Below are 13,722 nucleotides of genomic sequence, written 5' to 3' on the forward strand. Positions count from 1 at the left end.
CCCGGCCCGTACGACGACGGCCACCCGGGCCAGTCCCCGCCCCTGACGCTCCGCGCGCGTTCCGCGTGCCACGTGCCGCCTCCTCTTCGCCCCGGCGCGGCCGGTTCCGGGCGGGAGGCTAGCGAGCGTTCGTGAGACGAGTCTGAGAGCGGCGGAGAGCGGCGCGGCACCCGGACACCTTCGTCAGTCCACGAACAGCCCGCGGGCCGCCGCCTTCACGTCGAACTCCTCCAGGCGCGCCTGCGCCTGCGGCAGGTGGTCGCACATGGCCTCCAGGAGCACCCGGCCCAGCAGCATCGGCGCGCACGCGGTGTCGAAGGCCAGCCCGGTGCCCACGGCCGCGGGCAGTAGCAGATCGGAGTACTTGGCGACCGGCGCGAAGGCCGAGTCGGCGACCGTGACGACGTCCAGTCCCGCGCTCTTGGCGTGGGCGAGGCTCTCCACGACCTCGCGCGGGTGGCGCGGCAGCGCGAAGCAGAGCAGCGTGGTGGCGCCCGCGCGCACGGCGCCGTCGATGCGGTCCTGGATCATGGTGCCGCCCTCGTCGAGCAGCCGTACGTCCGGGTGCACCTTGGCCGCGAAGTACGCGAAGCCGTACGCCTGGGAGGCCGCGGCCCGCAGGCCCAGGACGGGCAGCGGACGCGAGGCGGCGAGCAGGCGGCCGGCCTGCCGCACCGGTGCCGGGTCGGCCAGCGCCTCGGCCAGGTGCCGGAGGTTCTCGATCTCCTCCTCGACGGCCTGCTGGTACTCGTTGTACGAGGCCGGGCGGTCCGCCGGTTCGGCGGGCGCGACCTCGCGCAGGTGCCGGCGCAGCGCCGGGTAGCCGTCGAAGCCGAGGGCGACGGCGAAGCGGGTCACCGACGGCTGGCTGACGCCGGCGAGTTCGGCCAGCTCGACGCTGGACAGGAACGGCACGTCGGCGGCGCGCCGGACCATGCTGTGCGCGATGCGCCGCTGGGTCGGCGTGAGCCGGTGCCCCTCGAAGAGCGCCTGCAGTCGTGCGGCAGGGCTGTCGGTCACGTTCATGACGTGCTCCCCCTCCAGAAGTCGTCGACGCCCCGGGAGGGTACCTCCCCGACCAGTTGCTATTCAGATACCAAGAACTCTGCATGAGGTCATACAGTCCGGGCAAGGGAACGGCCAAGTGTCACCAAACCCGCCCGAAGCGGCACGAACGGCGACCGGGTGCGTGCTAATCGTGAACGGACACGGTCCGCCCGACCCCGGCGGACGTGTCGCGGCCCCCACCCGGGGCCGTGGTGACGGCCACCGCCGCCGGCCCGCCCGTCGCAGCCGCAGTCCGGGCGACGCCGGCGGTGGCGGCCGGCCACCGCGCGAGCAGGGGGGCTAGCACCAGTGCGGTGGCCGGGCGGGCTCTCTAGCCTGGGGCGCATGACGGGAATGGACGCGCGGGACACCGACCTGAAGAAGGAACTCAACGCCACCCTGCAGGCCCGCAGGGAACTGGGCGAGGAGTACGACTCCGCGCTGGTCGAGTCGTTCCTGGAGAAGGTCGACCAGCGCATCGACAGCGCCGTCGAGCGCCGGGTCCGCCGGCAGGTGGCCGAGCAGCAGATGACGGTGGCCCGCGGCTCCCGCGCGCCGCGGACGACCGATTCCTTCGGTGAGCGCTTCGGGTTCGGCATCGTCTCGCTGGTGCTGGCCGTCCCGCTGTCCGCGATCGGCGCCGGCGTCAGCCACCTGCCCGGTCTGCTCGTCGCCTGGGCGGGCATCGTCGGCGTCAACGTCGTCCAGGCCGCGCGCACCACCCCGGGGCTCTTCGGCGGCCGGCGCCGCGAGCCCGCCGGGGACGACGCCTGGGAGGACTGAGGACTGAGGTGTGAGGTGTGAGCGCGGGGACCGCCGCACCCCCATCGCTGGGGGGCGGGACGACGGCGGTCCCCGCGAGGGACGCGGGCCGGGTCAGGGCCGGGCTTGCGCGCCCAGGGCGTCCGGGGAGATCCGGGAGCCGCTCCGGAGGTCCTTGACGCCGTTCGGGTCGCCGGCCGGGACCGGGAACCTCCCCCGGGCTCGACACCCGGCGGCGGCACCGCCGTCCCTTCCGACATCCCTCACTGTGCCCCGCCCGTGTTAAGCGGGTGCTGCGCGCACGTGTCGTCCTCGTAGCACTTCCATGTCCGCCGCTCAGCCGCAGGTCACCGGGTGTTCCCGCACACCGCCCGCGGCGCGGCGGACGCCGGTGGCTGCCGCTTGCCGCCCTTGGCCAGGAAGGCCAGAGGTCCTGGCGGCTGATCACGCCGGTGGGCTTGCCCTCGACCAGGACGATCGCGGCGTCCGCGGCGCCGAGGACCGACATCAGGTCGGCGACCGGCTCGCCGGAGCCGACCTGCGGCAGCGGGGCGCACATGTGCTTCTCCAGCGGGTCCTCCAGGGAGGCGCGCTGGGTGAACAGCGCGTCCAGCAGTTCGCGCTCGACGACGGAGCCGACGACCTCGGCCGCCATGACGTCGGGGTGGCCGGCGCCCGGCTTGACGATCGGCATCTGCGAGACGCCGTACTCGCGCAGCGCCTCGATGGCCTGGCCGACGGTCTCGTCCGGGTGCATGTGGACCAGGGAGGGGATGGAGCCGCCCGCCTTGTCGCTGAGCACGTCCGCGACGCGGGCGCTGGGGCCCTCGTCCTCCAGGAAGCCGTAGTCCGCCATCCACTCGTCTAAGTCAATCTGTAAACCGGTAGTCAGACCCCGGCCGCTTAGCGGCGACCATGGCTAAGCGTTGTCCCGTAACTGCTGGTCACAGGTGAGATGATCTTGCTGTGGCTGGTGTGATCACGGCGTCGGAGCCCTCCTGGACAGCCCCGTTCACCGGGCTGAGTCCGCGGCGGTTCGGCAAGCTCGTCACCGCGCTGCGGCGCGAGGGTGCGGACCCGGTGCGCAAGGGCCGGCCGTGGAGCCTGCCGCTGGAAGACCACGTGCCGCTGGTCGCCGCGTACTGGCGGACCAACCTCACCCTGCGCCAACTGGCCCCGCTGTCCGGGGTGTCCAAGTCCGCGGCCGACCGCATCACCGACCACCTCGCACCCTCGCTCGCGCTCCAGCAGCGCAAGCGGTTCCGTAAGGACACCGGGCTGATCGTGGACGGGACCCTGGTCCCCACCCGTGACCACCAGGTGGCCGAGCAGTCGAAGAACTACCGGTACTCCACCAACCACCAGGTCGTCATCGACGCAGACACCCGGCTCGTCGTCGCCGTCGGCCGGCCGGTACCCGGCAACCGCGACGACTGCAAGGCATGGGAGCTGTCCGGCGCCAGGGACGCCGTCGGCAGGACCACCGTCATCGCCGACGGCGGCTACCGGGGCACCGGCCTGGCCATCCCGCACCGACGCGAGAAAGGCCAGGCCGACCTCCCCGGCTGGAAAGAGGAGCACAACGCATCCCACCGCAACGTCCGCGCCCGCGTCGAGCACGCCTTCGCCCGCATGAAGACCTGGAAGATCCTCCGCGACAGCCGCCTCAAAGGCGACGGCGTCCACCACGCCATGCTCGGCATCGCCCGCCTGCACAACCTCACCCTCGCCGGGTAACGGCGAGACAAGCAGGTCAGCGAACACGCCGTAGATCATTTACGGGACAACGCTCAGGTAAACGGGCCCGTACTCAGCCGTTGATGTCGTTGACCTCAAATGAGTACTTGGGGCGCGCCAAGGATTGGGCGCGAGTGGGGCCGGGAATGTCTTTGGCTCACATTCGGATATGGAAGTGCCCCGGTCACTCTCCAGGGAGATAGAAGGGTGACCGGGGCCGTAATGGGGCTACTTCTTCTTCCCTTTGCTTTGAGCCCGGGAGCCGGGGGCATCCGGGTCGTCTTCAGCGGTTGGAAGCGGAGTAGTTCCCTGACTCCAGTCATTTACCCAACCACACAGGCCGCAGGCGTAGCGGTTGTTCAGGCCGGGGACCCGAGCACCGCAAACTGGGCATGTTGTTTCGGTAATGTTGGGGCCGTTCGCGGCACTCACCGCTCGGCGCCGATCACAGCCACCAGGGGCAGTGTGTCGGGAACGCAGCCACTCTGCCAACTGCACTGGGTGCAGCTCAACTGTCCACCCGGTCTTGAACGGTGGACGCGGCACAGACGGGGCAGTTCATCTCTTCACCTCCCGACGCACATCACTCGGCGGACTGAGCTTAGCGCGGTGCAGCTCGTCCTACGGCACAGTGCGCTGCTGGAGGGATTCCCGGAGTACGTTGAGTACGAGGGTCAGGCAGCAGAGATCAGGCTGTTTGAGATCGGAATCATCCCCGGACTGCTACAGACACCGGAGTACGCCCGAGCGGTGGCGGAAGGCGACGTACAGCGCGGCGCCATCACGACTGACCAAGCGGATGAACGTGTTGCGTTCCTAGCGGACAGGCAAGCAGCGCTGGTGCGTCCCCGGTCACCCATGGTGCTGGTGGTGATGGACGAGAGCTGTCTTCGCCATGCAGTCGGCGGCGCCGAGGTGATGGACCGTCAGCGTCAGCGACTTGTTGAAGTCGTCTCCCTCCCGAACTGGGTTATCCATGTGGCTCCCTTCGGGATAGGAGCGCGGCGATCGTTCAACCTCCCAATGAACTTGCTGACGCTGCCGAACATGTCCGTGATCGCGTACGCGGAATCCCAGTTGCGGGGCACGTGGAACGTGATACAGCAGCCGTGCTACCTCTGTTGACGGCCTACCATCAGTTGCAGGCCGAAGCTCTCCCCCAGGCGGCATCGGTGGCCGTGATCCATGAGGTACGAAAGGGCATTCCGTGACGACCGACTCTCCCCGCTGGTTCACCTCCTCGTACAGCAGTAACGGCGGCAACTGCGTGGAGGTCGCCGTTAACCTTGCTGCCACGACCGGCGTTCCTGTCCGAGACACCAAGGCCGTGGAGGCCGGAACGCTGCATTTCCCCGCTTCCCCTTGGTTCGCGTTCATCACGTCTGCTCAGGGTCACGCAGTCTGAGACCTGACAGCCGAACGGCCCGCCTTGCATCCGTAGGCGGGCCGTTCTTGCGTCCGCTGGGGGCCTCCCTGCGGTCTGAGAGGCCCTGTTGCAGGCTCACCAGCGGTGAGCCTTGTGTTGCCAGTCGGGGGCCGAGACGCCCCCAGAAGGTCTCTGGGGGCGTCTCAAGCCTCACGTCGAGAGTCACGCCTGACTGCTGATTACCGTCCAGACCTCCGCCCATGACTCCTCGGAAATGTCAGGCAGGAGCTTGCTCAGCTCTTGCTCAACCCAATCGTTGAGTTCGGGCGGGGGGTCTCAGTCTTCTCGGCAGCCATGCGCACTCCTGTGTCTCACGTCGTTGGGTTCGCGAGGAAGGCCAGCAGGTCCTGACGGGTGACGATCCCGGACGGCTTGCCGTCCACCAGGACCACCGCAGCGTCACGGCCCTCAAGGGCAGTCATCAGCCGCTCAATCGGCTCACCAGATCCGACAACCGGCAGCGGCTCAGACATGTACTTCTCCAGCGGAGCGTCAGAGGGGGCATGATCAGTCGCCAGGGCGTGAAGCAACTCGCGCTCCTCCACTGCCCCAATCACCTCTCCCGCCATCACGTCGGGGTGTCCCGCCCCGGGGGCTACCACCGGCATCTGCGAGACGCCGTACTCGCGCAGCACGGTGATCGCCTCCCCCAGGGTCTCTGTGGGGTGCATGTGCACGAAGCTGGGGATGCCCTCTGCGCTCGCCTTCTGTGTCAGGACCGCCCCGGCCGTCCGGTCCGTTACGGTCTCTTCACTGAACCCATGTTGACCGATCCACTCGTCGTTGAAAATTTTGCTGAGGTAGCCGCGCCCGCTGTCGGGCAGCAGCACCACCACGACGTCGTCGGGACCGAGCCGCTCGGCCACCTCCAGCGCCGCCACGACGGCCATGCCGCAGGAGCCGCCGACCAGCAGCCCCTCCTCCTTGGCCAGGCGGCGGGTCATCTGGAAGGAGTCCTTGTCGGAGACGGCGACGATCTCGTCGGCCACCTCCCGGTCGTAGGCGGTGGGCCAGAAGTCCTCGCCCACGCCCTCGACGAGGTACGGCCGGCCGGAGCCGCCGGAGTACACCGAGCCCTCCGGGTCGGCGCCGACGACCTTGACCCGGCCGTCGCTGGCGTCCTTCAGGTAGCGGCCGGTGCCGGAGATGGTGCCGCCGGTGCCGACGCCCGCCACGAAGTGGGTGATCCTCCCCTCGGTCTGCTCCCACAGCTCGGGGCCGGTGGAGTGATAGTGCGAGAGGGGGTTGTTCGGGTTGGAGTACTGGTCGGGCTTCCAGGCGCCGGGCGTCTCACGGACGAGGCGGTCGGAGACGTTGTAGTAGGAGTCCGGGTGCTCCGGCGCCACGGCGGTCGGGCACACCACGACCTCCGCCCCGTACGCGCGCAGCACGTTGATCTTGTCGGTGGAGACCTTGTCCGGGCATACGAAGATGCACTTGTAGCCCTTCTGCTGGGCCACGATGGCAAGGCCGACACCGGTGTTCCCGCTGGTCGGCTCGACGATCGTGCCGCCCGGCCGCAGCTCGCCGCTCCGCTCGGCCGCCTCGATCATGCGCAGGGCGATGCGGTCCTTCACGGACCCGCCGGGGTTGAAGTACTCGACCTTGGCCAGGACGGTCGCCTTGAGGCCCTTGGTGACGCTGTTGAGCCGCACCAGCGGGGTGTTGCCGACGAGGCTGATCATCGAGTCGTGGAATTGCACCGTTGTCTCCGGTTGCTGCAAAAGGTGTGGTCGTGGTGGTGCGGCCAGCCTAGGGCCTGCGCCGGATTCAGGGCGGACGTTCACTCCCCGTCGAGATTGGGCGACGGTCCGCACGGGGCAAGGAGTGGGTGTACGGCTCTGCGGGAGGTGGCGGCGAGGCATGACGAGCATGTCGAGGGCGAGGGTGGCCCGGCGGATCGCGGCCGGCGCCGCGTACGGCGGCGGCGGGCTGGGGCTGGCCGGGGCGGCCGCCGTGGGGGTGCTGCTGGCCGAGGTGCAGGTGGCCAGGCGCCGGGTGGGCAACGGCACGGACAACCACGTACCGGTGGCGGCCGGGCTGTACGGGCACGGGTACGCGACCGCCGGTGAGCCGCCGCTGCGGCTGACCATACTGGGCGACTCCACGGCCGCCGGGCAGGGTGTGCACCGGGCCGGGCAGACCCCGGGCGCGCTGCTGGCCTCCGGGCTGGCCGCGGTGGCCGAGCGCCCGGTGCGGCTGCGCAACGTCGCGGTGCCCGGCGCCCGCTCCGACGACCTGGACCGCCAGGTGGGCCTGGTGCTGGCCGATCCGGCCGAGCCGCCCGACATCTGCGTGATCATGATCGGCGCCAATGACGTCACCCACCGGATGCCGCCGACCAGTTCGGTGCGCCACCTGTCCGCGGCGGTACGGCGGCTGCGCACCGCGGGCGCCGAGGTGGTGGTGGGCACCTGTCCCGACCTGGGCACGATCGAGCCGGTGCAGCAGCCGCTGCGGTGGCTGGCCCGCCGGGCCTCCCGGCAGCTGGCGGCGGCGCAGACGATCGGCGTGGTGGAGCAGGGCGGCCGCACCGTGTCGCTGGGCGATCTGCTGGGCCCGGAGTTCGAGGCCAATCCGCGCGAGCTGTTCGGCCCGGACAACTACCACCCCTCGGCCGAGGGGTACGCCACGGCGGCGATGGCGGTGCTGCCCACGGTGTGCGCGGCGCTGGGCCTGTGGCCGGCCCAGGAGGAGCGGCCGGACGCGTCGCGGCGCGAGGGGTTCCTGCCGGTGGCCCGGGCGGCGGCGGAGGCCGCCTCGGAGGCGGGCACCGAGGTCACGCCCGCGGTACCGACCGGCCCGCGGGGCCCGTGGGCCCTGCTCAAGCGCCGCCGCCGGCGGCGGGTACCGGAACCCCAGCCGGCGCCGGTGACCCCGTCGGCCTGACGGCACCGGGCGGCACCGGGCCGCATCGGGCGGTGCCGGGCCGCATCGGGCCGCACCGGGCGGCGCCGGGTGCGCCGGGTGCGCCGGTCGCCCTCCGTGACCGCCCGCGTGCCAAGCAAGCGCTTAGAAAACTGCGGCCAGGGTCACACCGCCACCCCCGTGACCCGGATCGTACGTACGGGTAACTTCCAGACCAGCCCTGCCCGCCTTCCGCACCCCGTGGAGCCGTGATGCCCGAAGCCGTCATCGTCTCGACCGCCCGCTCCCCCATCGGCCGCGCCTTCAAGGGCTCCCTCAAGGACCTGCGCCCCGACGACCTCACCGCCACCATCATCCAGGCGGCGCTCGCGCAGGTCCCCGAGCTGGACCCGCGGGACATCGACGACCTGATGCTCGGCTGCGGCCTGCCCGGCGGCGAGCAGGGCAACAACCTCGGCCGGATCGTCGCCGTGCAGATGGGCATGGACCACCTGCCCGGCTGCACGATCACCCGGTACTGCTCCTCCTCGCTGCAGACCTCCCGGATGGCCCTGCACGCCATCAAGGCCGGTGAGGGCGACGTGTTCGTCTCGGCCGGCGTCGAGATGGTCTCCCGCTTCGCCAAGGGCAACTCCGACAGCCTGCCGGACACGCACAACCCGCTGTTCGCCGAGGCGGAGGCCCGCACCGCGGCCGTGGCCGAGCAGGAGGGGACCACCTGGCACGACCCGCGCGAGGACGGCCTGGTCCCGGACGCGTACATCGCGATGGGCCAGACCGCGGAGAACCTGGCCCGCGCCAAGGGCATCACCCGCCAGGAGATGGACGAGTTCGGCGTCCGCTCGCAGAACCTGGCCGAGGAGGCCCTCAAGAACGGCTTCTGGGAGCGGGAGATCACCCCGGTGTCGCTGCCCGACGGCACGGTGGTCGCCAAGGACGACGGCCCGCGCGCGGGCGTCACCCTGGAGGGCGTGTCCGGCCTCAAGCCGGTGTTCCGCCCCGACGGCCTGGTCACCGCCGGCAACTGCTGCCCGCTCAACGACGGCGCCGCCGCGCTCGTCATCATGTCCGACACCAAGGCCCGCGAGCTGGGCCTGACCCCGCTGGCCCGGATCGTGTCGACCGGCGTCTCCGGCCTGTCCCCGGAGATCATGGGCCTGGGCCCGGTGGAGGCGAGCAAGCAGGCCCTGGGCCGGGCCGGCCTCACCATCGACGACATCGACCTCGTCGAGATCAACGAGGCGTTCGCCGCCCAGGTGATCCCCTCCTACCGCGAACTCGGCATCGACCTCGACAAGCTGAACGTCAACGGCGGCGCCATCGCGGTCGGCCACCCCTTCGGCATGACCGGCGCGCGCATCACCGGCACACTGATCAACTCCCTCCGCTTCCACGACAAGCAGTTCGGCCTGGAGACGATGTGCGTCGGCGGCGGTCAGGGCATGGCGATGGTCATCGAGCGCCTCAGCTGACCCTCCGGACGACCACCCGGACCGCCCCGGCGGTCAGGTGAGGGACCGTCAGTGCCCGACATGGCACCCAGCGTGAACGAACGGCCCGGAATCCGGAAAACCCCTGGATTCCGGGCCGTTCTGTGATCCAATCTCCCCCAGAGTGTGACCTATCTCCCCGGGGGAGGAGACCGTGCAGGTCAGCGACGCTCCACCAGGCCGCGCAAGCGTCCCGCAAGCGACATTCCTGTCCGTTTCGTGACGTTACGCACTGACAGCTTGATAGTCCGCCCTTCAAGCTGATGTAGGAAGTCGGGGGTCCACCTTGAACCCGGGAGTACGTCAGTGAGCGCCATGCCCATCGCCCTGCTGCTCACCACGGCCGCCACCGGCGCCGTGGGTGTCGCCGTCCTGCGCACCCTCCTCGTCCTGCGCCGCCAGGTCACGGCCCTGGAGAACCAGCTCGCCGCGAACCACGCCGCCACCGCGCGCGCCCTGCTGCCCGCCGCCCGCACGCACGCGGACACCGAGCAGATACGCACGGCCGTGGTGCAGGCGCTCGCCGAGGAGCGGGAGCGCGAGCTGGCCGAGGCGCGGGCCTTCTGGGCCGCCCAGGAGGCGCGGGACGCCACCGACGCGCCGTCCCTGCTCGGCCTCCCCGACAGCGAGCTGTTCCTGCCCCGGCAGGCGGACCTGGCCCACCTGGAGCACTTCGAGTACCTGGAGCCGGTGACCGAGGCGGGCGCGGAGGCCGACGAGTGTTCCGGCCTGAGCGGCAAGGACACCGCCCCGGGCGCCGCCTCCGGTGACTCCCCCGAGCTGGCCGCGGCCCGCCGCCGCCACCCCTCGCACCCGGACTTCACCCCGCACCCGTCCCCGGCCGTGGCCGACCACGAGCGCACCGTGGCCACGCTGGAGGAACTGGCCGTCTCCCGGGTGGAGCTGGCCGACGTCCGCCCCGGCCCGCTGGGCACCCTGGACGTCTATGTCTTCGCCGACGGTACGACCCTGTGCATGACGCCGGGGCACCGGGAGACCGCGGAGCGCCTGGCCGCCGCGCTGCACGCGGGCCAGTCGCCGGTGCTGCTCGGCGGTTCGGGCGTCTCCGGCGCCTACACCCTGACCTTCGCCTGCGGCGAGGAGAACGTCTACATCCTGGCGGACCGGGTCATCGCCTCGCTGTGAGCCGTACGGGCCGGACGGCCCCCGGCGCGCGTACGGCTCTCGTCACGCGTACGGCCCCCGGCGCGCGGGCGGCTCACACGCCCGCGCGTTTCTGCGCCTCCTCCACCAGCCGCACCGCCTCCTCCACCTCGGCCTCGCCGGTGAGGACGAGCGCCAGGTCGTGCCCGGCGACGGTGATCTGGTCGGCCGCCGCGAACATGCCGGCGTCGGGCATCTCGCGGGGCTCGGCGGCGGGGTCCTCAAGGAGCTGGGCCCGCCGGGCGAACTCCCTGGCCAGGGCGAGTGCCTCGGCGGCGCCCGCCCGTTGCAGCCGGCTCTGCGGCGCCGCCCGGAGACGGTCCGCGAAGTGATCCACTGCCCGGGTCAGCGATGTCGTGTCAACCACGCCGCGAGACTACGCGCCGCACCCGGACTGTTGCCAATACGCGAACGCTCAGGCACGGTGACGTGAAGGACCGGCTTCGAATGCGTCCGGAGGCGCCGATGTCCCAAGTCTTCTCCGAAGAGACCCACCGCAATCTGCTCGCCCGCATCCCGCACTGCACCGGTCGTGAAGTCGCCGACTGGCTGCGCACCGTCGAAGAGGGCCCCGCACTCTGCTTCGAGGAGAAGCTCAGCTGGCTCCGCCAGGAGCACAACCTCGCCTACGGCCACGCGAAGGCGATCATCCACGAGTACGACCTGAGAAGGGCCGCCCGCCGACGCTAGCCCCCCCTTGTCCCCTCTTCGCGTACGACGCGACGAAGGCCCCGGCGCGGAGCCGGGGCCTTCGTCGTGCGTATCGCGGGTGGTGGCTAGTCCCGGTTGAGGATCGCGAGGATCCGCAGGAACTCCATGTAGATCCACACCAGCGTCAGGGTGAGGCCGAAGGCCGCGAGCCAGGACTCCTCGCGCGGGGCGCCGTAGGCCACGCCGTCCTCGACCTGCTTGAAGTCCAGTGCGAGGAAGCAGGCGCCGAGGATGATGCCGACGACACCGAAGAAGATGCCGAGGCCGCCGCTGCGGAAGCCGAGGCCGTCGCCGCCGCCGAACACGGCGAACAGCATGTTGACCGCCATCAGCAGCACGAAGCCGAGCGCGGCCGCCATCACGAAGCCGTAGAAGCGGCGGTTGACCCGGATCCAGCCCGCCTTGTACGCGACCAGGACGCCGGCGAAGACCGCCATCGTGCCGATCACGGCCTGCATGGCCGCGCCGCTGGCGATGCGGTTGTCGACGACGCTGGAGACCACGCCGAGGAACACGCCCTCGAACGCCGCGTAGGCCAGGATCAGCCCGGGTGACGCCTTGCGCTTGAAGGACTGGACGAAGCCCAGCACCATCGCGATCAGCGCGGCGCCGATCCCGATGCCGTAGGAACGGCCGAGGTGGGCGTCGTCGACCGGCAGCAGCGCCCAGGCGAGCGCGGCCGTGACGACCAGCACGCCGAGCGTGATCGCGGTGCGCGCGACCACGTCGTCCATGGTCATCCGGCCGGCGGCGGCCGGGGCCTGCGGCGGCGCGCCGTACAGGTCCTGCTGGGCGTAGGGGTTCTGGGCGTACGGGTTGCCGGTCGGCTGCGCGTACGGGTTGCCCTGCGTGCCGACTGCGGGGCCCCCGGCCTGCGGCGCGGCGTTGAAGCCCGCGTAGCCGTTGTCGCGGCTGAACCCCCGTCGCGAGAAGACCGGGTTTCTGCTCCTCATCTCACTCCTCCATGGCCGCACCCCGCGGCCTTGGCCACAAGAGTAATGGAAAGGCAAAGGACCGACCCTACTACCTGGGAAGGATCTTTCCCTCAACCTGCTGCCGGACACGCTACGCGGCCGGGTGATTCCCGGGGCCCGGCGGTCCCCCTCATGACCGAACCGCGACCCGTCCGGAACCGGCCGGAGACCACCGGCGCCGGGCCGGAGCGGATCAGCCCACCGGGAAGCCGGTGTACGCCTCGGCGAGGTCCGCCTCGGCGGCCCGCGAGGTGGTGATCCGGTCCAGGCGGGCGAGCTGGAGGCGGTCCTCGAAGGGGGTGGCGTCCGGGGCCCGGTGCAGCATCGTCGTCAGGTCGTAGCTGAACCGCTCCGCCTGCCACACGCGCCGCAGGCAGGTCGCCGAGTAGGCGTCCAGGAGTTCGGCGGAGCCGGTCTCCCGCCGGTGCGTGAGCGCCCGCGCGAAGGTGACGACGTCCCCGACGGCGAGGTTCAGGCCCTTGGCGCCGGTGGGCGGCACGATGTGGGCCGCGTCCCCGGCCAGGAAGAGGCGGCCGTGGCGCATGGGCTCGTGGACGTAGGAGCGCATCGGGGTCACCGACTTCCGGGTGATCGGCCCGCGGGCGAGGCTCCAGTCGTCGTCGGTCTCCAGCCGGCGCGCCAGCTCGTCCCAGACCGCTTCGTCCGTCCAGCTCCGCGCGTCGGTGTCCGCGGGCACCTGGAGGTAGAGGCGGGAGACGGCCGGGGACCGCATGGACAGCAGGGCGAAGCCGCGGTCGTGGCGGGCGTAGACGAGTTCGTCGTGCGAGGGGGGCACGTCGGCGAGGACGCCGAGCCAGCCGAAGGGGTACGTCCGCTCGTGCACCCGGGCGAGCGCGGCGGGCACGGCCTCGCGGGCCACGCCCCGGAAGCCGTCGCACCCGACGACGTAGTCGCACTCCAGGACGGACTCGCGCCCCTCGTGCCGGTACCGCACCGACGGGCGGTCGCCCGTCGCGCCCTCCACGGCCAGCGCCTCCGCCCCGAACAGCAGCGGGCCGCCCTCCTCGGCCTGGAGCGCGATGAGGTCCTTGCAGACCTCCGTCTGCGCGTACACCGTCACGGACCGGCCGCCGGTCAGGCCCGGGAAGTCGACGCGGTGGCGCCGCCCGGCGAACCGCAGCTCGATGCCGTCGTGGCGCAGCCCCTGACGGTCCATCCGCTCCCCGGCGCCGGCCGCGCGCAGCACGTCGGCGGTGCCCTGCTCCAGGATCCCGGCCCGCTGCCGCTGCTCGACGTAGGCGCGGTCGCGGCTCTCCAGGACGACCGAGCCGATCCCCGCGCCGTGCAGCAGCCGGGCGAGGAGCAGCCCGGCCGGACCGGCTCCGATGATGCCGACGGTGGTGCGCATCGGTCGTTCCCTTCGGGCGGGCGTCGCCGCTCCCTCCGGACGGCGTCACCGCCTCGGAAGCTGTTCGCACAGTGAAGTTTCTTTCACTCACTTGCGGCCGAGTGTCCGCCCGGGTTTCCCTGGTGTCAATGGGCCGGACAGCCTTCACTCGGGTGTGCCGGGGAAGGGCGAGGC

General features: G+C 71.3%; 12 protein-coding genes and 2 pseudogenes. 8 read left to right on the forward strand and 6 right to left on the reverse strand.

Annotated features, from left to right (window positions below; all coding sequences use genetic code 11):
• Nucleotides 1-183: 183 nt before the first annotated feature.
• Nucleotides 184-1,026 carry a MurR/RpiR family transcriptional regulator gene (locus ABZ858_RS03590; protein ID WP_361372128.1) on the reverse strand — a complete coding sequence of 281 codons (843 nt, stop codon included), beginning with the start codon at nt 1,024-1,026 and terminating at the stop codon, nt 184-186.
• Between the two features lie 375 nt (nt 1,027-1,401).
• Between ABZ858_RS03590 and ABZ858_RS03595 the strand changes: the two genes are divergently transcribed.
• Entirely contained in the window at nt 1,402-1,830 is a 429-nt protein-coding gene (locus tag ABZ858_RS03595; protein WP_361372924.1) for a hypothetical protein, read from the forward strand.
• Nucleotides 1,831-2,156: 326 nt separating this feature from the next.
• On the opposite strand, the pseudogene ABZ858_RS03600 reads toward ABZ858_RS03595, so the two are convergent.
• Nucleotides 2,157-2,719: pseudogene (locus tag ABZ858_RS03600) on the reverse strand (CBS domain-containing protein); the annotation flags it as partial.
• 56 nt (nt 2,720-2,775) lie between these two features.
• Between ABZ858_RS03600 and ABZ858_RS03605 the strand changes: the two are divergent.
• From ABZ858_RS03605 to ABZ858_RS03615, 3 genes and pseudogenes are all read left to right on the forward strand, one after another.
• Complete coding sequence (locus ABZ858_RS03605; RefSeq protein ID WP_361372131.1) at nt 2,776-3,546, forward strand: transposase; 771 nt, start codon at nt 2,776-2,778, stop codon at nt 3,544-3,546.
• Nucleotides 3,547-4,167: 621 nt separating this feature from the next.
• Nucleotides 4,168-4,757 (forward strand): annotated as a pseudogene (locus ABZ858_RS03610) (DUF5753 domain-containing protein); the annotation flags it as partial.
• Nucleotides 4,754-4,951 carry a DUF397 domain-containing protein gene (locus tag ABZ858_RS03615; RefSeq protein WP_361372134.1) on the forward strand — a complete coding sequence of 66 codons (198 nt, stop codon included), beginning with the start codon at nt 4,754-4,756 and terminating at the stop codon, nt 4,949-4,951. The pseudogene ABZ858_RS03610 and the gene ABZ858_RS03615, both read left to right, overlap by 4 nt.
• A gap of 332 nt (nt 4,952-5,283) precedes the next feature.
• Here ABZ858_RS03615 and ABZ858_RS03620 read toward each other — a convergent pair whose 3' ends face one another.
• Nucleotides 5,284-6,675, reverse strand: a complete 1,392-nt coding sequence (locus tag ABZ858_RS03620) for a cystathionine beta-synthase (protein WP_361372137.1) — start codon at nt 6,673-6,675, stop codon at nt 5,284-5,286.
• 160 nt (nt 6,676-6,835) lie between these two features.
• On the opposite strand from ABZ858_RS03620, the gene ABZ858_RS03625 reads away from it, so the two are divergent.
• The 3 genes from ABZ858_RS03625 (at nt 6,836) to ABZ858_RS03635 (ending at nt 10,476) form a co-directional block, all read left to right on the forward strand.
• A complete protein-coding gene (locus ABZ858_RS03625; protein ID WP_361372140.1) occupies nt 6,836-7,861 on the forward strand; it encodes an SGNH/GDSL hydrolase family protein in 1,026 nt (341 codons plus the stop codon).
• A gap of 230 nt (nt 7,862-8,091) precedes the next feature.
• Entirely contained in the window at nt 8,092-9,312 is a 1,221-nt protein-coding gene (locus ABZ858_RS03630; RefSeq protein WP_361372143.1) for an acetyl-CoA C-acetyltransferase, read from the forward strand.
• A 324-nt stretch (nt 9,313-9,636) separates the two neighbouring features.
• A complete protein-coding gene (locus tag ABZ858_RS03635) occupies nt 9,637-10,476 on the forward strand; it encodes a hypothetical protein (protein ID WP_361372146.1) in 840 nt (279 codons plus the stop codon).
• A 73-nt stretch (nt 10,477-10,549) separates the two neighbouring features.
• Here the strand turns inward: ABZ858_RS03635 and ABZ858_RS03640 are convergent, their stop codons facing one another.
• Nucleotides 10,550-10,861, reverse strand: coding sequence for a hypothetical protein (locus ABZ858_RS03640; RefSeq protein ID WP_361372149.1), 312 nt, complete (start codon nt 10,859-10,861; stop codon nt 10,550-10,552).
• 98 nt (nt 10,862-10,959) lie between these two features.
• Between ABZ858_RS03640 and ABZ858_RS03645 the strand changes: the two genes are divergently transcribed.
• Nucleotides 10,960-11,184: a DUF4287 domain-containing protein gene (locus ABZ858_RS03645; protein WP_361372151.1), complete on the forward strand. Its 225-nt coding sequence runs from the start codon at nt 10,960-10,962 to the stop codon at nt 11,182-11,184.
• Nucleotides 11,185-11,270: 86 nt separating this feature from the next.
• On the opposite strand, the gene ABZ858_RS03650 is transcribed toward ABZ858_RS03645, so the two are convergent.
• Both ABZ858_RS03650 and ABZ858_RS03655 read right to left on the reverse strand, forming a co-directional pair.
• Nucleotides 11,271-12,158, reverse strand: coding sequence for a Bax inhibitor-1/YccA family protein (locus ABZ858_RS03650; protein ID WP_361372154.1), 888 nt, complete (start codon nt 12,156-12,158; stop codon nt 11,271-11,273).
• A gap of 214 nt (nt 12,159-12,372) precedes the next feature.
• Nucleotides 12,373-13,548, reverse strand: a complete 1,176-nt coding sequence (locus ABZ858_RS03655; RefSeq protein ID WP_361372157.1) for a 4-hydroxybenzoate 3-monooxygenase — start codon at nt 13,546-13,548, stop codon at nt 12,373-12,375.
• Nucleotides 13,549-13,722: the final 174 nt, after the last annotated feature.

Origin of the sequence: Streptomyces sp. NPDC047017 (assembly GCF_040644175.1) — a bacterium.
Classification (GTDB): domain Bacteria; phylum Actinomycetota; class Actinomycetes; order Streptomycetales; family Streptomycetaceae; genus Streptomyces.